This is a genomic window from Bradyrhizobium sp. LB14.3 (genome assembly GCF_040547985.1).
In the GTDB taxonomy this organism is placed as follows: Bacteria; Pseudomonadota; Alphaproteobacteria; order Rhizobiales; family Xanthobacteraceae; genus Bradyrhizobium.
In genome coordinates, this window is record NZ_JBEPQT010000020.1 from 64,109 (window position 1) to 87,407 (window position 23,299).

Annotated in this window: 18 protein-coding genes; 3 read left to right on the plus strand and 15 right to left on the minus strand. The window is 65.0% G+C overall.

The window, feature by feature from the left end; genetic code table 11:
• Positions 1–289: 289 nt before the first annotated feature.
• From ABIB00_RS28590 to ABIB00_RS28625, 8 genes are all read right to left on the minus strand, one after another.
• Positions 290–739 (minus strand): cytochrome c, encoded by a 450-nt coding sequence (locus ABIB00_RS28590; protein ID WP_354106646.1) that lies wholly within the window; start codon positions 737–739, stop codon positions 290–292.
• Between the two features lie 91 nt (positions 740–830).
• On the minus strand, positions 831–3,140 hold the full coding sequence (locus ABIB00_RS28595) for a xanthine dehydrogenase family protein molybdopterin-binding subunit (RefSeq protein ID WP_354106647.1): 2,310 nt from the start codon (positions 3,138–3,140) through the stop codon (positions 831–833).
• 384 nt (positions 3,141–3,524) lie between these two features.
• Positions 3,525–3,941 (minus strand): SRPBCC family protein, encoded by a 417-nt coding sequence (locus ABIB00_RS28600; RefSeq protein ID WP_354106648.1) that lies wholly within the window; start codon positions 3,939–3,941, stop codon positions 3,525–3,527.
• Positions 3,942–4,103: 162 nt separating this feature from the next.
• Positions 4,104–5,630 carry a murein biosynthesis integral membrane protein MurJ gene (gene murJ, locus ABIB00_RS28605; RefSeq protein WP_354106649.1) on the minus strand — a complete coding sequence of 509 codons (1,527 nt, stop codon included), beginning with the start codon at positions 5,628–5,630 and terminating at the stop codon, positions 4,104–4,106.
• A gap of 197 nt (positions 5,631–5,827) precedes the next feature.
• The gene (locus ABIB00_RS28610; protein ID WP_354106650.1) at positions 5,828–7,015 is read right to left on the minus strand and encodes a DegT/DnrJ/EryC1/StrS family aminotransferase; all 1,188 of its coding nucleotides are present in this window, start codon (positions 7,013–7,015) and stop codon (positions 5,828–5,830) included.
• A gap of 9 nt (positions 7,016–7,024) precedes the next feature.
• Entirely contained in the window at positions 7,025–8,029 is a 1,005-nt protein-coding gene (locus tag ABIB00_RS28615; RefSeq protein ID WP_354106651.1) for a Gfo/Idh/MocA family oxidoreductase, read from the minus strand.
• A 185-nt stretch (positions 8,030–8,214) separates the two neighbouring features.
• Complete coding sequence (locus tag ABIB00_RS28620; RefSeq protein ID WP_354106652.1) at positions 8,215–9,627, minus strand: mannose-1-phosphate guanylyltransferase/mannose-6-phosphate isomerase; 1,413 nt, start codon at positions 9,625–9,627, stop codon at positions 8,215–8,217.
• Positions 9,628–9,634: 7 nt separating this feature from the next.
• Positions 9,635–10,624: an SDR family NAD(P)-dependent oxidoreductase gene (locus ABIB00_RS28625; protein WP_354106653.1), complete on the minus strand. Its 990-nt coding sequence runs from the start codon at positions 10,622–10,624 to the stop codon at positions 9,635–9,637.
• 193 nt (positions 10,625–10,817) lie between these two features.
• Here ABIB00_RS28625 and ABIB00_RS28630 point away from each other — a divergent pair, with 193 nt between their 5' ends.
• Both ABIB00_RS28630 and ABIB00_RS28635 read left to right on the plus strand, forming a co-directional pair.
• Entirely contained in the window at positions 10,818–11,777 is a 960-nt protein-coding gene (locus ABIB00_RS28630) for a lysylphosphatidylglycerol synthase transmembrane domain-containing protein (protein WP_247443624.1), read from the plus strand.
• Positions 11,774–12,793 carry an MraY family glycosyltransferase gene (locus ABIB00_RS28635; protein WP_354106654.1) on the plus strand — a complete coding sequence of 340 codons (1,020 nt, stop codon included), beginning with the start codon at positions 11,774–11,776 and terminating at the stop codon, positions 12,791–12,793. Before ABIB00_RS28630 ends, ABIB00_RS28635 begins: the two co-directional genes overlap by 4 nt.
• On the opposite strand, the gene ABIB00_RS28640 is transcribed toward ABIB00_RS28635, so the two are convergent.
• The 6 genes from ABIB00_RS28640 to rfaD all read right to left on the minus strand — a co-directional run bounded on the left by ABIB00_RS28640 (position 12,781) and on the right by rfaD (position 20,739).
• Positions 12,781–13,728: an NAD-dependent epimerase/dehydratase family protein gene (locus tag ABIB00_RS28640; protein ID WP_354106655.1), complete on the minus strand. Its 948-nt coding sequence runs from the start codon at positions 13,726–13,728 to the stop codon at positions 12,781–12,783. The two genes, ABIB00_RS28635 and ABIB00_RS28640, sit on opposite strands and share 13 nt — an antisense overlap.
• Positions 13,725–14,945 carry a glycosyltransferase family 4 protein gene (locus tag ABIB00_RS28645; RefSeq protein ID WP_354106656.1) on the minus strand — a complete coding sequence of 407 codons (1,221 nt, stop codon included), beginning with the start codon at positions 14,943–14,945 and terminating at the stop codon, positions 13,725–13,727. The genes ABIB00_RS28640 and ABIB00_RS28645 overlap by 4 nt, the downstream gene beginning before the upstream one ends.
• 2 nt (positions 14,946–14,947) lie before the next feature.
• Positions 14,948–16,861 carry an SDR family NAD(P)-dependent oxidoreductase gene (locus ABIB00_RS28650; protein ID WP_354106657.1) on the minus strand — a complete coding sequence of 638 codons (1,914 nt, stop codon included), beginning with the start codon at positions 16,859–16,861 and terminating at the stop codon, positions 14,948–14,950.
• A 115-nt stretch (positions 16,862–16,976) separates the two neighbouring features.
• The gene (locus tag ABIB00_RS28655) at positions 16,977–18,266 is read right to left on the minus strand and encodes an O-antigen ligase family protein (protein WP_354106658.1); all 1,290 of its coding nucleotides are present in this window, start codon (positions 18,264–18,266) and stop codon (positions 16,977–16,979) included.
• Positions 18,263–19,747 (minus strand): D-glycero-beta-D-manno-heptose-7-phosphate kinase, encoded by a 1,485-nt coding sequence (gene rfaE1, locus ABIB00_RS28660; protein ID WP_354106659.1) that lies wholly within the window; start codon positions 19,745–19,747, stop codon positions 18,263–18,265. Before rfaE1 ends, ABIB00_RS28655 begins: the two co-directional genes overlap by 4 nt.
• An 11-nt stretch (positions 19,748–19,758) precedes the next feature.
• Positions 19,759–20,739, minus strand: a complete 981-nt coding sequence (gene rfaD / locus ABIB00_RS28665; RefSeq protein ID WP_354106660.1) for an ADP-glyceromanno-heptose 6-epimerase — start codon at positions 20,737–20,739, stop codon at positions 19,759–19,761.
• Between the two features lie 176 nt (positions 20,740–20,915).
• Here rfaD and waaF point away from each other — a divergent pair, with 176 nt between their 5' ends.
• The gene (gene waaF, locus ABIB00_RS28670) at positions 20,916–21,986 is read left to right on the plus strand and encodes a lipopolysaccharide heptosyltransferase II (protein WP_354106661.1); all 1,071 of its coding nucleotides are present in this window, start codon (positions 20,916–20,918) and stop codon (positions 21,984–21,986) included.
• Positions 21,987–22,162: 176 nt separating this feature from the next.
• Here the strand turns inward: waaF and ABIB00_RS28675 are convergent, their stop codons facing one another.
• Positions 22,163–23,200 carry a glycosyltransferase family 4 protein gene (locus tag ABIB00_RS28675; RefSeq protein WP_354106662.1) on the minus strand — a complete coding sequence of 346 codons (1,038 nt, stop codon included), beginning with the start codon at positions 23,198–23,200 and terminating at the stop codon, positions 22,163–22,165.
• Positions 23,201–23,299 lie beyond the last annotated feature (99 nt).

The following is a 23,299-nucleotide window of genomic DNA, read 5'->3' on the forward strand; positions in this document are numbered from 1 at the left end:
TTCAGATCCTGCCGCGTTGGAACTCCTGACGTCATAAAGTCGTCAGGAGCCAGATGCGCCAGCATCCAACAGCTCGCATCGACGCCGCGGCGGCCGAGCTGAAGATAGCCGCTCTGACAGCGATCCGTCAGGCCTTGCGAATAGAATTTGCTGCGCCTCCCCTGTCATTCCCGCGAAGGCGGGGAATCCAGTATTCCAGAGACGTCAAACGTCCCCAGCAGCGCCGCGGCGTACTGGATCGCCCGCCTTCGCGGGCGATGACGCTGAGCTTGTGGTGTCGTGCGTGCTGTTACTTCAGCTTGACGCGATAGGTCTCGTGGCAATCGGTGCAGCGATCGTTGATCGCGGTATAGGCGGCCTTCAGGCTCGCCACGTCGGTGATCTTGCCCTTGACGTCCGCGATCGCCTTCTGGACCGGTGGGATCTTGGAGTCGAAATCGGCTTTGTTCTTCCAAACCTTCGACGACGCCCCATAGGTCGCGTTCACGACGTCCTGCTTGGGATTGACCTCGAACGTCTTGGCAATCTTGGCGACGTCGCCCTCGAGATTGGCGATCGCCTCGTCGACGGCCTTCTGGTTGTAGGGGATGTCGCCCTTGGTCATCTTCTGGATGACGGTGTAGAGGCTCTTGGCCTGCGAGCGCATCAGATTGTCCTGCTGGACGGCAATCTCCTGTTGCGCCATCACGGCGCCCGCACCTAGCACCAACGTGCCCACGACAATCATCATCCGTTTCATCGGCTTGTTTCTCCGGCTTGTATGGGTTGGGGGAGCGCCATCATGATAGAACCCGGCGGCGGGTGTTTATTCCCGCCGCGGAGATCGCCGTTTACAGGCTGTGACGGCGATGGTGCTCGTTGATGGCGATCCACACCCGCTCCGCGGTCGCGGGCATGTCGATGTGGTCGATCTTGTACTCGCGCCAGAGCCCGTCGACGATGGCGTTGACGACGGCCGGACAGGAGCCGATCGCGCCGGCCTCGCCCGCGCCCTTCACTCCCAGCGGGTTGGTCGTGCAGGGAACGTTGGCAGTCTCGAACACGAACGCAGGCCCGTCCGCCGCGCGCGGCAGCGCGTAGTCCATGAAGGTCGCGGTGATGAGCTGGCCGTCGCTCGCGCCATAGACCACCTGCTCCATCAGCGCCTGGCCGATGCCCTGCATGGCGCCGCCATGCACCTGGCCGGCCAGCAGCAGCGGATTGAGCGTCTTGCCGAAATCGTCGACGATCACGTAGTTGACGATTTTGATGATGCCGGTGGCCGGATCGATCTCGACTTCGGCGACATGCGTGCCGTTCGGATAGGTGCCATCGGCGCTGGCGAAGGTTGCACTCGCGTTCAGCTTCGACGGGTCGGCGCCGGGGCGCTTAGCGAGATCGGCGAACGAGATCGAACGGTCGGTGCCGGCGATGCGCACCACGCCTTCTGAAATCTCGAGGTCGCCGGCGCTGGCCTCCAGCGCCTGCGCCGCGATCTCCTTAAGCTTCGCGCCGAGTTCGCGGGTCGCACGCTCGACGCTGACACCGCCTGAGGGAATCGAGGCCGAGCCGCCGGTGCCGAGGCCCGTGGCGATCATATCGGTGTCGCCCTGGTGGACGTGCACGCGCTCGGGCGCAACGCCGAACTGCTCGGCGACGATCTGCGCATAGGCGGTCTGGTGGCCCTGCCCGCTCGACTGCGTGCCGATCAGGACGGTGATGTCGCCATTGGGATCCATCCGCACATTGGCGGTCTCCTCGCCCATGGTGCCGCAGACCTCGACATAGCTCGCAAGCCCGATGCCGCGGATCAGGCCGTTCTTCTTGGCGAGCTTTGCGCGCTTTCCAAACTCCTTCCACTCGGCGATCTCCATCGCGCGCTTGAGATGCGCGGCGAAGTCGCCGGAATCGTAGACCTTGCCGGTCGCGGTCTTGTACGGCAGCGCCTTCGGCTGAATGAAATTCTTGCGGCGGATGGCGTCCGGCGTCATGTCGAGTTTTCGCGCGCAGGCATCCACGAGGCGCTCGATGACATAAGCGGCCTCAGGCCGCCCCGCACCGCGATAGGCGTCGACCGGCACGCTGTTGGTGAAGATGGTGCGCACGCGGCAATGGAACGCCTGGATATCGTAGAGGCCCGGCAGCATGCCGGCGCCGCCATGCGGGATGTAGGGGCCGAAGGTCGACAGATACGCGCCCATGTCGCCCATCAGGTCGCAATCCATCGCGAGGAACTTGCCGTCCTCAGCAAGCGCCATCTTCGCGGTGGTGACGTTGTCGCGGCCCTGCGCGTCGCCCATGAAATGCTCGGTGCGGTCGGCCGCCCATTTCACCGCCTTCTTCAGCTTTCGCGCGGCGACTGCCAGGAGGGCGTATTCCCGATAGGGAAACAGCTTCGTGCCGAAGCCTCCGCCGACGTCGGGGCAGATCACCCGCATCTTGTCCGTCGGGATGTTCAGCACGTTCTGGCAGAGGATGTCGCGCAGGCGATGGCTGCCCTGGCTGCCGACCGTCAGCGTCAGATGGTCGCGCTTGGCGTCGTATTCGCACACGGCAGCGCGCGCCTCCATGAAGCTCGCGACCACACGCGGATTGACGATCGAGATTTCGGCGACTGCATGCGCCTTGGCAAACACAGCTTCGGTCGCGGCCTTGTCGCCGATCGAGACGTCGAACAGCACATTGCCGGCCTTGTCCGGCCACACCTGCGGCGCGCCCTTCTTGATGGCGTTGACGACGCCGGTCACAGCCGGCAGCGGGCTCCATTTGACCTCGATCGCCTCGATCGCGTCGCGGGCCTGGTCGATGGTCTCAGCCACGACGAAGGCGATGGAATCGCCGACATGGCGCACCTCGTCCTTCGCGAGGATCGGGTAAGGCGGGCCGGTGAAGGGATCGGTTTCGAGATTGAACAGGCAGGGCAGATTGCCGAGATCCTTGACGTCGTCGGCGGTCAGGATCAGCGCGACGCCGGGAAGCCCGCGGGCGCGGCTCGCATCGATGGTGTATTTGGCATGGGCATGCGGCGAGCGCAGCATCAAGCAGCGGAGCGCAGCCTGCGGCGCGTAATCGTCGGTATAGCGGCCCTTGCCGCGGATGAGTGCGTCATCCTCCTTGCGCAGCACGCTTTGGCCAACGCCGAACTTGATGGGAGCCGCCATTTTCTCTTCCCGTTCTCATGGTTGTTTTGCCGGCATATTGCCGTGGAAAAAGTTGCAAGGCAAATGGCTTTGGCTGGGCACGGTCCGCCGGTCAGAAGGGGATGGGACGGAAAGGTTGCGGCTCGCTCATTTCCCTGTGAAGATCGATGATCCTGCGGACCTCCCCGGCACGCTCGGAAAACCCCTTACAGGTCGCAATGAGCACATTGGTCGTGCCGGCCAGTCATCGGCCAATGGGAGGCAAGCGGACGTTTTGCGACCGCTCTGAGAGGTTAGCCAATGAGCCGAAGGGATCATTCCCCGACGGTTCAGTTTCCGTCAGGTGCTGGGCAAGGAAAGCCGACGACGCCTGTCAGGAATCTCATCTCTTCCCCCTACCCGCCTTCACGACTTCTTCTGCTTCGCTTCCACGTGTCGCGCGAAGTTGTCGAGGATGGCCTGCCAACCGCCTTGCTGCTGCTCGACCGAGTGCGTCGATTCGCCATCGAAGACAACGCGGACGAGAATGCCCTTCGGACCGGGCACAAACTCGACTTCGGCTTTTCGCTCGCCGAACGCGTATTCGATCCGCTTGTGTTCGACGATCTTCGTGTACGTACCGGCGAAGTCAAAACCCATGCTGCCGTCCTTGGCCTCCATGCGAGATGAGAAGGCACCGCCTTCTCGCAGGTCGACGGTAGCCTTGGTCGTATGCCAGTCGTCGGACGCGGCGTTCCACTTCATGATGTCGGCAGGCGTCGTATAAGCGCGCCAGACCTGATCGATGGGGGCTGCTACGTTGGTTTCGACGGTGATCCTCATAAACAGTGCTCCTGGTTCGATTTTGCCGGATCGAGGTGACGGCATCACTTCACGTGTGCAGGGTCCATCCACCGCACTTCCGCGATGTGTCCATCCAAGGACGATCGAGACTGGTCCGTGCCGACAAGGTCGAGCCGTCAATGCGTTGAAAATTCGAAGAAGCTAGCCGCGCACCAGCGAGACCAGCCAGCGGCGGCCGAACAGAACCAGGATCGCGAGCGCGTAGACGATTGTGCCCCCGAGGGCCAACAGGACCAGCGTCAGTTCGTCTTGGAAGTGCATCGAGGCAAGATAGGCGCCGCTGAACCGCGCGATCAGCCAGAAGGCGGCGGCCAGGATGATGCCGGTCAGCAGGAATTTGGCCAGCGACAACAGCCAGGCACGGTCCAGCACGAGAAAGCCCCGCCGCACTGCGAAGAAGAGCACCAGCAGCAGATTGGTCCAGACACCGACGGCTGTTGCGAGCGCCAGGCCGATCTGGGCGAGCGATCCCATCAAGGCGACTTTCAGGGCGACGTTGACCGCGATGCCGGTCAGTGACGCTCGAACCGGCGTCGCCGTGTCCTTGCGCGCATAGAAGGACGCGACCGCGCTGCGGATCAGCACGAAGGGGATCAGCCCGATGGCATAGGCGGCGAGCGTGGCGCCGGCGACGGCGGCATCGGCCTTCGAGAACGCCCCGCGGGCGAACAGCGCACGCATGATCACGTCGGGCACGGTGAGGAAGGCGGCGACGAACGGCACCGAGAACAGCAGCGTGAAATCGAACGCGCGGCGCTGCGCCTTCATCGCGCCGTCATGGTCGTTGGCGGTGATCCGCCGCGACATCTCCGGCAGCAGCACCGTGCCGATGGCGATGCCGATCACGCCGATCGGCAGCTGGTTGAGGCGGTCGGCATAGTAGAGCGCCGACAGCGCGCCCGCGGGCAGGAAGGTCGCGATGATGGTGTCGGCAAACAGCGCGACCTGCGTGCCCATCGAACCCAGCGTCGCGGGCCCGAGCGCCCTGAAGAAGCCGCGGACGTCTTCGTCGAGCTTGAGTGGCGCAAAGCGCGGCAGGCCGCCATGGCGCGCGAGATCGCCCGCCAGCAGGAAATATTGCAGGAAGCCCGAGATCAGGACGCCCCAGGCGGCGGCATGGCCCGCGCTGGGAAACCAGACAGCGAGCGCCAGCGTCATCATCATCGAGATGTTGAGGAAGATCGAGGCCGCCGCAGCGCTGGCGAAGCGCTGCATCACGTTGAGCATGCCGCCATAGAGCGTGACCAGCGTGATCAGCAGCAGATAGGGAAAGGTGATCCGGGTGAGCTCGATCGCGAGCCTGCGCTGCTCGGCATCCTCGCTAAAGCCGGGCGCCAGAATGCTCATGGCCTGCGGCATGAACAGCCAGGCGACTATCAGCAGCACCACTTGCGAGGCCAGCAGCAGCGTGAAGATGCGGTCGGCGAACAATCTTGCCGCCCCCTCCCCGCGCTCGCCATGGACGTGGGCATAGGCCGGCACCCAGGCGGCGTTGAACGCGCCTTCGGCAAAGATCGCGCGGAAATGATTGGGCAGCCGCAGCGCCACGAAAAAGGCGTCGGCCACGGGGCCGGCGCCGAGGATCGCCGCGAGCATGATGTCGCGGGCAAATCCCGTCAGCCGCGAGAGCAGCGTATATCCGCCAACCGTGAAGATGCGTCCGAGCATGCGTATGTTTTAGAGCATGGCGAGATTAGGTCTAGGTGCAAGCTGCGGCGCAGGTCCGCTCCCTCCCCCGCTTGCGGGGAGGGTTGGGGAGAGGGTGTTTCCGCAATTGAGCCCCCCAGAGGAGAGAACCCTCACCCGGATCGCTTGCGCGATCCGACCTCTCCCGCAAGCGGGAGAGGTAAAGAATAACGGCGAAATCAGGTTGAAAGCGCGCCGCGCACGGCCGCGATGATTCGCTCCTGATCGGCTTCGGTCAGATAAGCGTGCATCGGCAGGCTGATGACGTCCTGCGACAGGCTCTCGCAGCCCGGCAGGCCGCCTTCTGCAACCGGATACTGCTTGTAGGCGGTTTGCTGATGCATCGACTTGCCGTAATAGATCGCGGTCGGCACACCCTGGGCCTTCAGCGCGGCGGCGAAGCCGTCGCGGTCGGTGCCCTCAGGGAGACGGATCGTGTACTGCGCCCAGACCGATGTATTGCCGGGAGCAACGCGCGGCACGGTGACCACATTGCTGAGTCCTCGCGCGTAGCGTTCGGCGACCTTGTTGCGGGCAGCGATCTCGTCGTCGAAGATCTTCAGCTTCTCGATCAGGATCGCGGCCTGCATGGTGTCGAGCCGGCCGGTCAGGCCGAGGCGGACGTTGTCGTATTTATCGACGCCCTGCCCGTGCACGCGGATGCTGCGCAGCGTCGCCGCGAGCTCGTCGTCATCGGTGAAGATCGCGCCGCCGTCGCCGAAGCAGCCAAGCGGTTTTGCGGGGAAGAAGCTGGTCGCGGTGGCGAGCGCCAGCGTGCCGAGCTTGCTGCCCTTGTAGCTCGCACCAAATCCCTGCGCGGCGTCGTCGAGCACGAACAGGCCTTCCGCCTTGGCGATCTCGGCAATGGCGTCGTGATCGGCGGGCTGGCCGAACAGGTCGACCGGAATGACCGCGACCGGTTTGAGGCCCTGCTTGCGGGCGGTCGCGATGCCGCGCTTCAGCGACTCCGGGCTCATGTTGAAGGTCGCTTCGTCCACGTCGACATAGACCGGCGTTGCGCCGGTCCGCGCCACCGGCGAAGCCGTCGCGATGAAGGTGAAGGACGGACACAGCACGGCGTCGCCCGGCCCGACATTCTTCGCCATCATCACCATCAGGATCGCATCGGTGCCGCTCGCGCAGCCGATGACGTGCTTGGCGCCGCAATAGGCCGCAAGCTGCTTCTCGAGCTCGGCGACTTCAGGGCCGTTGACGAACTGACAATGGTCGAGAACGCGCTTCACGGCTGTATCGAGCGAATCGCCGAGCCGGCGGCGCTGCGAGGCGACGTCGACGAAGGGAATGGGTTCGGAACGCAGATGCTGGTTCATGGCCTGGTTCTTGGCGCCTTCTTGAATGGTCGACATGGAAAAGGATCAGCCGGCGACGCGGCGCGGACCCTTGCGGGCGGACGACGTGGCTGCGGGGCGGGACGGCGTTTCCAGGCACTGCGTCGCGATCTCGAGGCTGGCAACACCTTCGTCGCCCGTGACCGCCGGCGTCTCGCCGTTACGCACGGCCTTGAGGAACGCGATCAGCTCGGCGCGAAGCGGCTCGTCATGGCCGACCGGCAGATGCCGCATCGAATAGCTGCCGTCCGGCTTGAAGCCGAAGCATTCGGTGACCTGACGCGTCAGGAGATCGCCCATCACGTATTTGCCGCGGGTTGCGACCGTGACGCTGCGCGCCTTGAACGGGGTCAGCCAGTTGGTGTTGATGTGGGCGAGCACGCCGTTGGCGGTGCGGAACTGCAGCAACGCGATGTCCTCGCGCTCGGCGATCGCGCTCGACAATTGCGGTTGCACCTCGACGATGTCGGATTCGGTGAACCAGCGGATCAGGTCGATGTCATGCACGGCAAGATCGATGACGACGCCGACGTTGGACATGCGCGGCGGGAACGGGCCGACACGCGTGATCGCGATGGAGAGGATATCTTCGCCCGCGATCGCCTGCTTGACGGCGGCGACCGCCGGATTGAAGCGCTCGACATGGCCGACCATCAGCGTCACGCCGGCCTTTTGCGCGGCGGTGACGATCTCGCGGCCCTCCGCGACCGTGGAGGCGATCGGTTTCTCGACCAGCACGTGGATGTTCTTGGCGATGCAGGCGAGCGAGACCTCGTGATGCAGATGGGTCGGCGCCGCAATGGTGACGGCATCGATGCCCTCGGCCAAGAGCTGGTCGAGCGTCTCGAAGCCCGTGCAATTAGCAAGTTCCATGGCGCGCGTGCGATGTGCCGGCGAAGGATCGACGACGCCGACGAGGCTGACGCCGGGCAAGCCGCTCAGCACGCGCGCGTGGTTGCTGCCCATCACGCCCGCGCCAATGACGCCGACGCGCAAGCCGGCCTTTGCCGGTGCAGATCCGTTGGAACTCATCTGAGCAAACCCCGATTCAACGCAAAATCCCCGGCGCAGCTCTAGCACGGACGCCACATTTGTGGCGAATGCCGCCCTCACGATCCGGACACAATTTGATTCAAAAAGTTACACGTTCCCTGGGCCTTAAGCCTCTGAAAGAGACCAACGTTTCAGCCCGGGTCGCGTGATTCGGAGCTTGCTGGCTACGACCTTTGATAGTCGTCTTCAATCCGGATGATGTCGTCTTCGCCGAGATAGCTTCCGGTCTGGACCTCGATCAGCTCCAGCATGATCTTGCCGGGGTTCTCCATCCGGTGCACCGCGCCCATCGGGATGTAGATCGACTCGTTCTCGTGCACCGTCTTGACGGTCTCGTTGACGGTGACGCGGGCGGCGCCGCGGACCACGATCCAGTGCTCGGCGCGATGATGGTGCTTCTGCAGCGACAGACGCCCGCCCGGCTTCACCACGATGCGCTTGACCTGGTGGCGCTCGCCATTGTCGACCGACTGGTAGCTGCCCCAGGGCCGATGCACCCTGAGGTGCTCCTCGGTGACCTTCGGTGCCACCGCCTTGAGCTTGGTCACGAGCCGCTTCAGGCCGTTGGCATCCTTCTGGCGCGAGACCAGCACCGCATCCGCGGTCGCGACCACGACGAGATCGTCGACGCCTTCGAGCGCGACCAGCGCGGAATCGGTGGTGACGTTGCAGTTGCGGCTATCTTCGAACACGGCGCTGCCGTGCGAAGCATTGCCTTGCGCGTCCTTCTCGGACAATTCCCACACCGCGTGCCAGGAGCCGACGTCGGACCAGCCGCAGGACACCGGCACCACCGCTGCGCGCGCGGTCTTCTCCATCACCGCATAGTCGACCGAGATCGCCTTGGCCGCGCCGAATGCCTCGGGCTCCAGCGTCACGAAGCCGAGATCGCGGCCGGCATTGGCGACGGCATTGGAGATCGCCTCCACACTCGCCGCGTCAACCTTGCGGTATTCGTCGAGCAGCACGCTGGCCGGGAACATGAAGTTGCCGCTGTTCCAGAGATAGCCGGAATTGACGTAGTCGGCCGCCTTCACCGCGTCCGGCTTCTCGACGAAGCGCGCGACCGCGTGCACCGTGCCGGAGATCACCTCGCCCGGGCTGATATAGCCGTATTCGGTCGCCGGCCGCTCCGGCTTGACGCCGAAGGTGACGATCCGCCCGGCGCTCGCGGCGATCAGACCTTCGCGGCACGCCGCGACGAAGGCGGCATTGTCCTGCACCACATGGTCGGCGGCGAGCGCGAGCACGATGGCTTCACCGGCGCGGTTCTGCGCGAACACCGCGCCCGCGGCAATCGCGGGCCCGGAATCGCGCCGCATCGGCTCGAGGATCACGTCGGCCTCGATGCCGATCTCGGCGAGCTGCTCCAGCACCATGAAGCGATAGGAGGCGTTGGTGATCACGATCGGGCGATCGAACAGCGAGGCCTCCGAGACGCGTAGCAGCGTATCCTGAAACGTCGAGCGCGTGCCGAACAGCGGCAGGAATTGCTTGGGGCGCACCTCGCGCGAAGCCGGCCACAGCCGCGTGCCGGCACCGCCGCACATGATCAGGGGGATAATGCGTTTGTCCATCGTCATTTCAAACCTTGAAGTAGTCCCGATACCAGGTGACAAAATTACGAACCCCGTGCGCAATCGGCGTTGACGGTGCAAAGCCGGTGTCGCGCATCAGGTCCGAGACATCCGCGAACGTTTCCAAAACGTCTCCCGGCTGCATCGGCAGCAATTCTTTGACCGCCGTCCGACCCAGCTCCTGCTCCAGAAGTCCGACGACATGCATCAGTTCTTCCGGATGGTGGTTGCCGACATTGTAGACCTTAGACGGCGCATTTGCGGCAGCCGGGTCATCCGCGGGCACCTGATCAATCAGCTTGGACACCACGCGGGTGACGTCGTCAATATAGGTGAAGTCGCGACGCATTTTGCCATGGTTAAAGAGCCGGATCGGCCGATCGGCCATGATGGCGTTCACGAACAGAAACATGGCCATATCGGGCCGACCCCAGGGGCCGTAGATGGTAAAGAAGCGCAGGCCCGTGACCGGCAGCCGATAGAGATGGCTGTAGGACTGCGCCATCACCTCGTTCGCCTTCTTGGTCGCGGCGTAGAGGCTCACGGGATGGTCGGTCCGGTCCTGCACGGCAAATGGCAGTTTTGTGTTGGCGCCATAAACGGAGGATGACGAAGCGTAGACGAGATGACGACAGCCATTGTGCCGGCAGCCCTCCAGCACGTTGAGAAAGCCCTGGAGATTGGAATCGGCGTAGGCGTGCGGCTGCTCGATCGAATAGCGCACGCCGGCCTGGGCCGCGAGATGCACGACTTTGGCAAATCGGTGTCGCGCAAACAGCGCCGCGATGGTCTCGCGGTCGGCGAGATCGGCCTCAACGAAGGAGAAACGGGAATCCCCGCGCAACAGCGCAAGGCGCGCCTGTTTCAACGCCGGGTCGTAATAGCCGTTGAGATTGTCGAGCCCGACGACGGGCCGGCCCTCGCTCAGAAGCTGCCGGGTGACGTGAAAGCCGATGAAACCGGCCGCACCCGTAATCAAAATCGCCTGATCCGTCATTCTGTTCCCGAGAAATCCTTCGCCCGTGAGGCCTCTCTAGCGGGGAGCGCAATAGCTCCGCCACCCTGCATGAGGCTGTTCATGAGAACTCTTAATAACCGCTATTGCAAGATCGACGCCAAAACCATACCAAAGCGGCCGAATTCGGCGCCTCGCGTCGGGTGGTTTCAAATCCCTTGTTCACGCGGGCGAAATGCGCCGAATCCTGCTGTCGACGGCCAAGATCCTGATTTCCGGAGCGCTGCTCTATTTGGCGCTGCGCAAGGTCGATCTGTCCGAACTGTTTTCGCGTTTCACCGTGACCAGCCTGTTCTGGATCGGCCTGGCAATCGCGATCACGTTCCTGCAAATCTTCGTCGGCGTGCTGCGCTGGCGCGAGATCAGCGCGGAATGCGGCGCGCCGCTCGAGCTCGGCCGGGCCATGCGCTACAACGTGATCGGATCGTTCTTCAACCAGACCCTGCCGTCGGCGATCGGCGGCGATGCGGTCCGGCTCTGGCTCGTCGCGCGCGCGGGCGCCGGCTGGCGCGCTGCGACCTACTCGATCTTCGTCGACCGCGCGATCGGTTTGATCGCGCTCGCGATCATCATCGTCGCGAGCCTGCCCTGGAGCTACGCCCTCATCGCCGATCCGCACGGGCGCTCGGCGCTGCTGCTCGTCGACCTCGCGGCGCTCGCGGGTGGTCTCGGCTTCCTGGTCTTCGGCGCGCTGAAATGGCACTGGCTGAAAACCTGGTGGGCCACGCATCACATTCACGCCTGTGCCGTGATCGCCAACCGCGTGATCTTCAGCCGCTCGCGCGGACCGGCGGTCGTGATCCTGTCGCTCGCCGTGCATGTGCTGGCCGTCGTGGTCGCCTGGTGCGTCGTGCAGTCGATCGCGGCGCCGGTCGGCTTCAGCGACGTCTTTATGCTCGTACCGCCGGTGATGCTGATCACGATGATGCCGATCTCGATCGCCGGCTGGGGCGTGCGTGAAGCCACCATGGGCCTCGCGTTCGGCTTCGCGGGACTTGCCACCAACGAGGGCGTCAACGTCTCGCTCCTGTTCGGCGCCGTGTACTTCATCGTCGGCGCAATCGGCGGCCTGGTCTGGATCCTCAGCGCGGAGAAAGCCGCGCAGGGGTCGGCGCCGCTCGGGGTGCCGGAGTGAACGCGGCCGTTGACGCGCTCGGCGCCCTACCCTCGCTGCTTGCCGTTGCCATTGCCGCGCTGGTGTCGGCCGCCATCACCTGGACCAGCCGCCCCCTGCTCCAGCGCTACGCATTGGCGCGCCCCAACGCGCGGTCCTCGCATCGTATTCCGACCCCGCAGGGTGCGGGCATCGCGGTAATCGCCGCGACGCTGCTGGTCGCATCTGCCTGGGCAGCCTGGGCGAACGTCGCGATTCCACCCGCGCTGATCGCTGCGACGATCCTGATCGCCCTGGTCGGATTTGCTGACGACATCGTGTCGCTGCCGGTGCTCGTGCGGCTCGTGCTGCAGGCCGCCGCGGTCGGCGCCGTCGTGTTCACCGCGCCCGAGACCGCGCGCATCGCGCCGGCGCTGCCGCTGGCGCTGGAGCGCGGCCTCATCCTGCTGGCGGGCGTGTGGTTCGTGAACCTCGTCAACTTCATGGACGGGCTCGACCTGATGACGGCGGCGGAAGTCGTGCCCGTCACCGCGGCGCTGCTGCTGCTGGGACTGCTCGGCGATTTGTCTTGGCCGGCCGCGCTGATCGCCGCGGCGATGTGCGGCGCCGTGCTCGGCTTTGCGCCGTTCAACAAGCCGCTCGCAAAAGTCTTCCTGGGCGATGTCGGCAGCCTGCCGATCGGCCTTTTGCTCGGATGGTGCCTGCTCGAACTCGCCTGGCACGGACAAGCAGCCGCAGCGCTGCTGCTGCCGGCCTATTACCTCGCGGATGCCACCATCACGCTGTTTCGCCGCATCGCGCGCCGCGAACAGTTCTGGTCGGCGCATCGCTCGCACTTCTATCAGCGCGCCACCGACAACGCCTTCACGGTCCCGCAAGTGATTCGCGAAGTGTTCGTGCTCAACCTCGTGCTGGCATTGCTTGCCATCGCCACCGTGCGCGCCGGCGCGATCGCGATCACGCTTCTCTCCCTGCTCGCCGGCGCGATCGCGATCGGATTTGTGCTGCGGCGTTTCTCCCGCCCTCAGGCGTCCTGAGCCGACAGCGCCAGCCGCAAGCCATCGTCGAGAGAGACCTGCGGCTGCCAGCCGGTTGCGGTCACCTTGGCGAGGTTGAGCTCGAGCGAGCCGATCAGGCTGTCATGCGTATCCTGCCGGCCCATCACGCTCAGCAGCGTTGAGAGCAGGTCCGGCGGCATGCCGAACAGCCGCGAGTTCTTGCCGGCAGCTTTCGCCAGCCGCTCGATGAATTCGGGCGTGGAGACCTGCTCCTTGTCGGCCACCAGGAAGATCTCGTAGTTGCTCGTGGGATCGGGATGGGAGAGCCGGCGCAGGATGAACGACGACAGGTTCTGCACGGCAAGGAAGGCGCGGTGATTGTGGATCGCGGCAAAGGGCAGCGGCAGCCCGAGGTTCACGGCACGCGTCAACAGCGCGAAATTGCCCTTGGCGCCCGCACCATAGACCAGCGGCGGCCTGATCACCGAAATCTTCATGGCGCTATCGCGCGCCAGCGTCTTCAAGCCCGCCTCGGCCGCGGCCTTGGACATGCCATAGAGGCCGCGCGGCGTCAGGATATCGTCCTCGCTGAACGGCGCGCGGCCCTCGTTGCTGCGGCCGTGCACGAGAACTGTGCTGACGAAGATGAACTGGCGCACGCCAGCCGTCGCCGCGCTGCGCGCCAGGTGCAGCGTGCCGGCAATGTTGACGTTGCGGTAGAGCTGGACCGCATGCTCCTCGTGCTTGTGATGCACGCGCGCGGCGAGATGGACCACCGCGTCGACGCCTTGAAGCGCGGCCTGCCAGTCGGTCTCGGGGCCAATCGTCTCGATCACGACCTCGTCGTCCATGCCTTCCGGGCTGCGCACCGCGCGGCGGACCGACCATCCCTCGCGCGCCAGCGCGGGCACGACATGACGGCCGACGAAACCGCTCGCCCCCGTCACCAGTACGACTGGCTTGGGCTCGTTCATCGTTGCTCCGCCAGTTCGGGGTTGCGCAGCAATTCGTCGACCACGGCGGCATAGGCGTTCATCGCGGTGACGCGATCGAACTTCGCTGCCGCCTTCACCGCGCGCTCCGCAATAGTGACATCGTCGGAGCGAGACGCCGCGCGGATCGCCTCGGCCAGTTGATCGGCACGGCCCGGCGTCACGACCCAGCCCAGCCCGTTCTCCACCACCGTCAACGCGGCCTCGGCCTCCGGCTCGGAGACCAGCACCACGGGACGGCCAACCGCCAGCAGATTGTAGAACCGGCTCGGCACCGACACTCCCGCAACGTCCTTCCGGTACGGAATGATCCAGAGATTGGCCGCCGCCAGGAATGCCTCGAGCTCGGCATCCTCGACCCGCGCCACGAAGGAGACATTGGGCAAGTTCGCTTCGGCCTGCAACTGCGTCAGCCGCTCGAAGCCGATGCCCCAGCCGGAGAGCAGGAAGCGGATGTCCGAATCGTCCTTCAAAAGGCGCGCCGCCTCGAACACGATCTCCGGATCGTGGGTGAAGCCGAGATTTCCCGACAGGCCGACAATGAAACGCGCGCGATGCGCCTTGCGGAACGGATTGTCCGCCGTCACCGGGCGGGGTGCGGGCGCGAGCGTCGCCCAGTTCGGGATGAAGCGGATCTTGTTCCGCGTCATGCCGGAATAGCTCAGCAGCGGCCGTTCCGCATCGCGGCCGATGGTGATGACGGCATTGAGCGCGCGGAACATCAGGCTGTTGGCGGCGCGCATCGTCATGGTCACGATCGAACCGGGCTTGAGCAGGCCCGCCATCACCAGCACGTCGGGGAAGAGGTCGTGCATGATCAGCGCCGAGCGCGCGCCCTTCAGCCTTGCCGCCGCCGCGACCGCATAAGGCAGCATGAACGGCGCGGTGACGGTGAGCACGACGTCACCTCGCCTCAGCTCCCGTGTCAACGCCAGGAACGTGCGCGCCGCGAACAGCAGCTCGGAGGCGCCGCGCCGCACCAGCGCCGCCTTGCCTGCGATACGGTTCTTGACGGCGACGACGCGCGGCTTGCCGGGCCCGGTCAGCGACGCCGGCAGCGCGCCTGATGAGCCCGACAGCACGACGACCTCGTGATCCCCGGCGATGCGGCAGGCGATCTCGGCCATGATCGCCGCCGTCGTGCTCGGATCAGGCGGATAATGCTGGCTCGCGACGACGATCTTGCCTCGAGGCTGCATGGTCAGGCCGCGGTCGACCCGAATTCCGGAACCGCGTCCTTCAGGATGGTCCTGATGGTGGCGCGATCGTCGCGCGCGATCGCCTGCTCCAGCGCCGCAATCCATTTGCGCAGCGTCTGCATCGGCGGTTCGTTCGGCTGCGCGGCCATGATGCCGGCGACGCCGATCTCGCGGGTCGGCTCCTCGGAGGCAAACAGGATTTCGTGCAGGCGTTCGCCGGCCCGCATGCCCGTGAACACGATTTCGATGTCGTAGCCCGGCTGCAAGCCAGAGAGGCGGATCATGCGCTCGGCGAGATCGACGATCTTCACCGGCTGGCCCATGTTGAGCACGTACACTGACACGTCCGAACGCTGTGTTCCGAGCGCATGCGTTGCCGCCGTGATGACGAGATCGCAGGCCTCGCGAATGGTCATGAAGTAACGGACCATGTCGGGATGCGTGACCGTCACGGGGCCGCCGGCATCGATCTGGGCCTTGAACTTCGGCACCACCGAGCCGTTCGACGCCAGCACATTGCCGAACCGGACCGAGATCAGCCGCATCGACCGCCTCGCGCCGCCGTGACCCGCCGCGAGATCATGGTCGAGCGCTTGGCAATACATCTCGGCGAAGCGCTTGGTGAGGCCGAGCATCGACACCGGCTCGATCGCCTTGTCGGTCGAGATCATCACCATGGCTTCGGCGCCGGCACTATGCGCGGCATCGGCAACGTTGATCGAGCCGAAGATGTTGGTCTTGACGCCCTCGCTCCAGTCGCGCTCGAGGATCGGCACGTGCTTGAGCGCGGCGGCATGGAACACGATGTCCGGCTTGAAGTCGGCCATCAGGCGCATGATGCGCTCACGGTCGCGAATGTCGGCGATCCGCCCTTCGATCGAAGCAGCTGTGCCGCGCGCCGCGAGCGCTTCCGTGATCGCGTAGAGCGCGGGCTCGGAATTTTCCACGATCAGTAGGCGCGCGGCGCCGAACGCGACGACACGCTCGCAGATCTCGGAACCGATCGAGCCACCCCCGCCGGTGACGATCACGGCCTTGCCCTCGATCAGGGCCTCGAGCCGCGCATAGTCGATCGTCTCGCTCGGCCGCAGCAGCAAGTCCTCGACGGCGACGGCGGTGAGCCGCGGCGTGTCGCCGCTCTCGAGCGAGGGCATGCGGCTCACGATCACGCCGAGCTTGCGCGCGCGCATCAGGATCGATTCGGGATGGGCCTCCGGCTCGAATGCCGTCGGCGTCATCACCACGCGCGCGATCGGCTTGCCGCGCTTGGCGAAGTCGGCGACGACATCCTCGATGTCATCGACGCCCCCCAGAACCGGGACGTTGCGGATGGACTGGCCGCGATCGGAACTCGACGGTGACAGCACGCCGACCGGCCAGATGCGCTTGATCGCCCCGCTCTCGATTCCGCGCAACAGCACCTCGGCATCCGCGGCGCGGCCGATCAGCAGCGTCGGCGCGGCATCCCCGATGCGGGCCTGACGCCGCACCCGCGTATAGCGGAAATAACGGTAGGCCATGCGCAACGCGCTGAGGAAGGAGATCTCGATGAACCAATAGAGGACGATCGTCACCTTGCCGAGGAAGAAGGCGCCGCGGACGTTGGGGGCGACGAAGATGTAATCGAGCACCAGGAGCGCAACCGTCAGCACGGTCGCGACGCGGATGATGTTCAGCGCGTCGGGCAGTGAGATGAAGCGCCATTTCGTCGTGGTCAGGTTGAAGACGAAGAACACGACCACGCTGAAGGCGAGGAAATAGGGCAGGATCTGGATCAGCAGCGGCAGGCGGTCGAAGAAACCTTCGCCGCCCTCGAAGCGCAGATAGAAGGCAGCGAACAGCGCCGCCGTGGTCGCCAGCAGGTCGTGGAGCGCGATGAAGAAATTGCGCAAGGTGAGATGCGAAAGACGCGTCATCCGCTGACCGATGAAAATCCAGTTAGGTGCAACCTGACCGCGCTGATAACCCATCTCGGCAAGACATGCCAGTCAAGGCTTGCCAGTCAAGGCTTGCTGCTCAACACGCGGCCGTTCAGGAACCGGCTTCCGCCGCCTTCGTCTCGGCCTGCTGGGCCCGAATCACCATGCCGCCGGCAACTCCGACACCGATGACGTACATCCAGCCCTCGTGGAAGTCGAACAGATGGGAATTGAACAGCGAGGTGAAGACGTTCTGGACCACGACCAGGAGGCCGACCCAGTTTGCCAGCCCGTCGCCGCGAAACAACAGCAAATGCAGAATCCAGATAGCGTAGAGAACAACAATTCCGATGATGCCCCATTGCACCGCAACGTTCAGCGTCTGGTTATGCGGGTTGCCGATCACCTCGGATGATGCCTGGTACAGGCCGACGCCCGGCGTCGCGGCCCGCTCGAACAATCCGCGCGTCGAGCCCGTGCCGTGCCCCTTGATCGGCGCTTCCGCGAAGAAGCTGAGGGATTTCCGCCAGAATTCGAGCCGCAAGCCGGCCGAGGTCGGCGCGCCGTTTTCCACATAGCGTGTGTAGTCGCTGGCAAAGCTGTCGGCGGTCTTGCGCAATTGCGGCGAGGCCTGCCAGGCGAGAACCGCGCCCACGAGCAGGGCGGCGGAGATGATCGCGATGCTGCGCCTTTTCAGATGAAGCAACGCGAACACACCGAACATGATCGGAACAGTGACGAGCGCAGTGCGCGACACCACCACGAAGGCCATGTTGACGAAGAAGCTGAGCGCAAGCACCGTGAGCAGCCCGGCGATCCAGTAACGCTTCTGGCGCAGCAACTGCACGATCGGATAGGCGAGCGCGACCGCGCAGAGCGCGAACTCCTGACTCTGGTCGATGTAGTTCTTGACAAAGATGCCGCGTTCGACGCGGTCCGACTTGAGCGCGAGGTCGGGGTAGAAGGCGACGAGCCAGGACATCACCGACAGCAGCGCGCACGACGCCAGGAACGCGACAAACACCCAATGTCCGCGCGGCGAGCGCGCAAAGTGATAGAGCAGGATCGGCAGCACCAGCAGCTTGACGGTCGGATTGACCGCGTAGAAGCGCGCGCCCCAGGCCGCGTCCGACCACAGCGTCCCCACCAGTGCGAGCAGGACCAGCGCAATCGGCGCCGCGCAGATCGGGCGCTTGAGCGATTGCAGGAACTCGCGGATGTCGAGAAACGGCGCCATGCAGAGCAGCATCAAAACATTGAAGATCGCCGCAAGCGACGTCGACCATGGCAGCGAGGCCGCAGTCAGGATCGCGAACAGATCAACCGTCTCGGACCAGGCCGCCGGACTGCGCAGACGCCGCCACAGCACCTGGCCGGTCGTCTCCCCCGCGAGCGTCGTCACTTGCCCTCTCCGCGCGCGCGATGAACCAGCGCCGTCGTGCTGAAGCCCCGGAGGATGTCGACCAGCACGACCGTTCCGCCCGCGGCTTCGACGACCTCATGGCCGACCACCTGCTCGCGGGTGTAGTCGCCGCCCTTCACCAGCGCGCTCGGCTTGATGCGGGTGATGAGGTCGATCGGCGTATCCTCCTCGAAGATGACGACGAGATCGACGGCTTCGAGCGCCGCCAGCACTTCCGCACGCGCCCGCTCGTCCTGAACGGGGCGATCGGCGCCCTTCAGCCGCCGCACTGAGGCGTCGCTGTTGAGGCCCACGATGAGACGGTCGCAGGCGGCGCGCGCCGCGGTCAGCACCTTGACGTGACCGGGATGCAGGATGTCGAAGCAGCCATTGGTGAAGCCGATGCGCTGGCCTTGGCTCTTCCATTCCGCGAGCTGCGTGTCGAGCGTATCAGGCTCGAGCACGATCTTCTCCTCGGCCGCGAGATAGGCATGCGGCAATATCTTTCGCTTCAGCTCGGCCGTGCTCACGGTGGCGGTGCCCTGCTTACCGACGGCGACGGCGGCGGCGGCACTGGCCATGCGCAGGGCCGTATCCCAGTCCGCGCCCGTGGCGAGCGACACCGCGAGCGCGGCGGCGACGGTGTCACCGGCGCCGGAGACGTCACGCACCTTGACCGGGACCGCCGGAACATGAACGGCCTCGCCGTTGCGCGGCACCAGCGTCATGCCGTGCTCGCCTTGCGTGACCAGGATCGCCTCGCAATCGGCGAGCCGCATCACGTCCTCGCTTGCATCGACGATGCTTTGTGAAGTGTCGGCGCGGCTTCTGGTCGCCTCCGAAAATTCCCTGCGATTGGGCGTGAGGAGCGTCGCGCCGCGATAGATCGCCCAATTGAGACTCTTCGGATCGACGATCACGGGCTTGCCGAGCTTTCGCGCGGCGTCGATGGTGTGGCGGATCACGCGGGCGGTCAGCACGCCCTTGGCGTAGTCGGAGAGCAGCACGATGTCGGCGCGCGGGATCTGCGGCAGGATCGCTTCGATCAGCCTGGTCTCGATCGTATCGGAGGCAGGTTGTGCCTGCTCCCAATCCGCGCGCAGCATGTGCGTGGAAAAATGCTCGGAGACGAAGCGGACCTTTCGCGTGGTCGGGCGCGAGGGATCGCACACCAGCACGCTTTCGATTGCACCCTGCTCCGCAAGCGCCGAGGCGAGCTGCCTGCCCGCATCATCCTCGCCGACGAGGCCGACGAAAATGCAGCGCGCGCCGAGGGAAGCGACGTTGCGCGCGACATTGCCGGCACCGCCGATATGGATCTCGCTGCGCTGCGCCGCGAGGACGGGCGCCGGCGCTTCCGGCGAGATCCGCGACACCTCGCCATAGACGAACTCGTCCAGCATGATGTCGCCGATGCACAGCACCGTGCGGCCTGAGATGGCTTGCGCGAGGGCATCGAAATCGAGAATGGGCGTCGGCATGGTGATGGGCCTCAGCGGAAGCGGTCGGGCCGGTCGAGGTAATCCCCGACATAGGCCTTCACCGCGTCCTCGAGCGTCGTGAAACCACCATTATAGCCGGCGCAATGGAGGCGATCGACCTCGCTCTGGGTGAAGTACTGGTAGCTGCCGCGGATCTGCTCGGGCATGTCGATATATTCGATGTTGGGCCTCGCGCCGAGCGCGGAATAGGCCGCGAGCATCAGATCCCTGAAGCTGCGTGCCTTGCCGGTGCCGACGTTGAAGATGCCGGACACCGACGGCGTCGCCAGCAGCCACATGACGACGCGCACGACGTCGTCGACACAGATGAAATCGCGGCGCTGATCGCCGTCGGCGATGCCCTCGCGATGCGACTTGAACAATTGCACGACGCGGCCCGCTTTGACGTCGTCGAAGCGGCGCGCCAGCACGCTCATCATCGAGCCCTTGTGGTATTCGTTGGGGCCGAACACGTTGAAGAATTTCAGGCCGGCCCATTGCGGCGGCAGCTTCTCGCCGTTCGCCGCGCGCTCGGCGACGGCGAGATCGAACAGGTGCTTGCTCCAGCCGTAGAGATTCATCGGCCGCAGTTTTTTCAGCGCAGGCACAGAGCTGTCGTCGTCAAATCCTGCCTCGCCGTCGCCATAGGTCGCCGCCGAGGAGGCGTAGATCAACGGCACCGCATTCGCCGTGCACCAGTCCAGGAGGCGCATCGACAGGCGGAAGTTGGTCTCGAATACGAGATCGCCCTCTGTCGCGGTGGTCGCGGAAATCGCCCCGAGATGGATCACGGCATCGAGCTTGCGGCCCTTCAGCCAGTCCGGCAGCTCAGCCGGCGGCACGATATCCACAAGCTGCCGCTTGGCGAGATTGCGCCATTTGCCGTCGTTGCCGAGGAAATCACAAACCACGACGTCGCTACGGCCGGCCTCGTTCAGCGCGGCGACGACATTCGATCCGATAAAACCGGCTCCGCCGGTCACCAGCAACATTCCAACTTCCCCGCCAGATTTCGCCTGCCCGAAGTTTTGCGGCCCGGTCCTGCCCTAGCGCATGATCCGCCAAAGTGTAAGCGGTTTTGGGATTGCCGCTCCTGCCGGCTTTACCTGCCGGCCCGGAGCGGCTAACCGAACCGCCACATCAGCGAACCCACGGTCCAATATAACGAATGAACAAAGATTCGCAATTTGGCGGAGATACAGATCGGAGCGACACCCGCCCGATCCTGATCGTCCCGTACATGTGGATCGGCGATTTCGTCCGGAATCACACCGTGGTGCGGGTCCTGAAGGAGCGCTGGCCGAACCGGCCGATCGATCTCCTGACGACATCCCTGTGCGCTCCTCTAGTCGACTACATGCCCGGCGTGCGCGAGGGCGTCGTCTGGGACCTGCCGCGCAGCCAACTCGCCGTGGGCCGCCAGCTCGGCTTGGCGAAGCTCCTGCGCGAGCGGAACTACGGCACCGCCCTGGTGCTGCCCCGGACCTGGAAGGCCGCCATCGCGCCCGCTTTGGCCGGGATTCCGGAAAGGGTCGGCTTCGTCGGCGAATTCCGGTTCGGCCTGCTCAACCGCTGGCGCTGGGGCGAAAAGAAACTGCCCCGCTTCATCGACAAGAACGCCGCCCTCGCCCAGCCCGACGGCGCCCCCCTGCCCCCGGAATGGCCGGTACCGCAGCTGCGGGTGCCAACCGAGGACATTGTCCGCTGGCGGCAAGCCAACGGCCTCAGCGCGGGCGCCGCGGTGGCGCTCGCCCCCGGCTCGGTCGGCGCCTCAAAGCGCTGGACCTACTATCCTGAGGCCGCCCGGCTGCTGGCCGCGCGCGGCATGGAGGTCTGGGTGATCGGCGGTCCCGCGGAAAAGGGCCTCGCCCAGGAGATCGTCGCGGCGGGCGGCCCGGGCGTCCGCGACCTCACCGGCAACGACCTCCGCAATGGCGTCCTCGCCATGGCCGCCGCGGGCGTCGCCATCTCCAACGATTCTGGCCTGATGCACATCGCGGCCGCGCTGGGGACGCCCACCATGGGCATCTTCGGCCCGACCAGTCCCTACCTCTGGGCGCCCCTCAACGGCCTTGCCGCGACCGTGGTCCAGGACAAGAGCGTGCTGTCGTGCCAACCCTGCCAGAGCACGATCTGCAAGATGAACGACCACCGCTGCATGCGGGATATTGCGGCGAACGAGGTGGTGGAGATTGCGGAGCGGGTGCTGGGTGAGGCTGGGATGCGCGTTACGACTTGAGGCCATTGGGGGCTGCGCCGATGGTGACATCCTGCCAGTGTTTTGCCCGACGAGTCAAATTGGTTTCGTAAAATCAGCAGACATCGACCCGCCGCCAAGCCATTGATTTCGCTGTCCCCGGCTACTGTGCATGGGGTTGTTTTCGCGTTTTTGTTTGCGGTCACGACAGCGCCGGCTCAGAGCAGCGGCTGATAGACCTCGCCGATACGCGCCGCTTCCGCATCGAGGCTGAATCGTTCGAGCACCCGTGCCCGCCCGCGCTCACCCATAGCGATCGCGGTGGCCACATCGCCCATCAGCGGCTCCAGCGCTGCCGCCAGCGCATCCGCGTCACCGGTCGGGATCAGCACACCGGTCACGCCATCCTCGACCACGAGCTCGGCCGCGCCGGCGCGCGCGGCGACCAGCGCGCTGCCGGCTGCCATCGCCTCGATCAGCGTCAAACCAAAGCCTTCGTTGCGTGAGGTGAAGGCGTAGATCGTCAGCCGCTGATACCAGCGCTGCACATGTTCGATCGGCAGCTCGCCGGTGATGACGATGCGCGATTGCAGGCCGGCGGCCTCGATCCGATTCTTCAGGTCGTTCGCAAAGGGAGTTTGCTCGGGCGTGACCTGTCCGACGATAACAGCGGTGAAATCTGGATAGCGCGGCAGCAAGCGGCACATCGCATCGACAAACAAATCAGTGCCCTTCTGCGCGCGCACGCGGCCGAAGCAGCCGATCGCATAGCGGCCCGGCAGCGCAGCTTCCGCGAACGCGGCGGCGCGATCGAGCGGCGGCGCATAGACGTCAGTGTCGACGCCATGCGGGATCACCGTCGCCTGCACTTTCAGGAACGAGGCCGAGATATCTGATGTCGCGATGATCGCGTCCATGCGCCGGATCAGCCAGCGCGTGATCCAGCTATGGTGCCGCTGTGCTGCGGAGGTAAAGACCAGTTTCAACGGCCAGCCGAGCGCACGCAGCACGACGCCCGCGATCATCTCGTTGTTGCGCCGCGCATGCCAGATCAAAGGCTGCTTGCGGCGCCACAATTTCAGGAGATCTGCACTGCTCAGCCGCGCGATCCCCTCTGGCGCGTCGGAGCCGAACCAGCCGGCGCGAAACAGCTTTGCCAGCCGCGGCGCCACCATCCGGTTGGTCGCGGTGACCCCGGAATAGCGCCTGTGCAGATTTGGCACGATCACTTCGAGATCGCTCGGGGAATTCGCCACGTCACGCTCCGCTTCGTTGGCCCCCTATACGCAACATTAAGTATAGTGACCAGTTCAGCCGCGCCGATACCCCCTCTTCACCACGCAGACGTTAACTTG

Coding starts and splice junctions, on each gene's coding strand:
- ABIB00_RS28590 (WP_354106646.1), bottom strand. CDS start 739: ATGAAACGGATGATGATTGTCGTGGGCACGTTGGTGCTAGGTGCGGGC.
- ABIB00_RS28595 (WP_354106647.1), bottom strand. CDS start 3,140: ATGGCGGCTCCCATCAAGTTCGGCGTTGGCCAAAGCGTGCTGCGCAAG.
- ABIB00_RS28600 (WP_354106648.1), bottom strand. CDS start 3,941: ATGAGGATCACCGTCGAAACCAACGTAGCAGCCCCCATCGATCAGGTC.
- murJ (WP_354106649.1), bottom strand. CDS start 5,630: ATGCTCGGACGCATCTTCACGGTTGGCGGATATACGCTGCTCTCGCGG.
- ABIB00_RS28610 (WP_354106650.1), bottom strand. CDS start 7,015: ATGTCGACCATTCAAGAAGGCGCCAAGAACCAGGCCATGAACCAGCAT.
- ABIB00_RS28615 (WP_354106651.1), bottom strand. CDS start 8,029: ATGAGTTCCAACGGATCTGCACCGGCAAAGGCCGGCTTGCGCGTCGGC.
- ABIB00_RS28620 (WP_354106652.1), bottom strand. CDS start 9,627: ATGGACAAACGCATTATCCCCCTGATCATGTGCGGCGGTGCCGGCACG.
- ABIB00_RS28625 (WP_354106653.1), bottom strand. CDS start 10,624: ATGACGGATCAGGCGATTTTGATTACGGGTGCGGCCGGTTTCATCGGC.
- ABIB00_RS28630 (WP_247443624.1), top strand. CDS start 10,818: ATGCGCCGAATCCTGCTGTCGACGGCCAAGATCCTGATTTCCGGAGCG.
- ABIB00_RS28640 (WP_354106655.1), bottom strand. CDS start 13,728: ATGAACGAGCCCAAGCCAGTCGTACTGGTGACGGGGGCGAGCGGTTTC.
- ABIB00_RS28645 (WP_354106656.1), bottom strand. CDS start 14,945: ATGCAGCCTCGAGGCAAGATCGTCGTCGCGAGCCAGCATTATCCGCCT.
- ABIB00_RS28650 (WP_354106657.1), bottom strand. CDS start 16,861: ATGACGCGTCTTTCGCATCTCACCTTGCGCAATTTCTTCATCGCGCTC.
- rfaE1 (WP_354106659.1), bottom strand. CDS start 19,747: ATGCCGACGCCCATTCTCGATTTCGATGCCCTCGCGCAAGCCATCTCA.
- rfaD (WP_354106660.1), bottom strand. CDS start 20,739: ATGTTGCTGGTGACCGGCGGAGCCGGTTTTATCGGATCGAATGTCGTC.
- waaF (WP_354106661.1), top strand. CDS start 20,916: ATGAACAAAGATTCGCAATTTGGCGGAGATACAGATCGGAGCGACACC.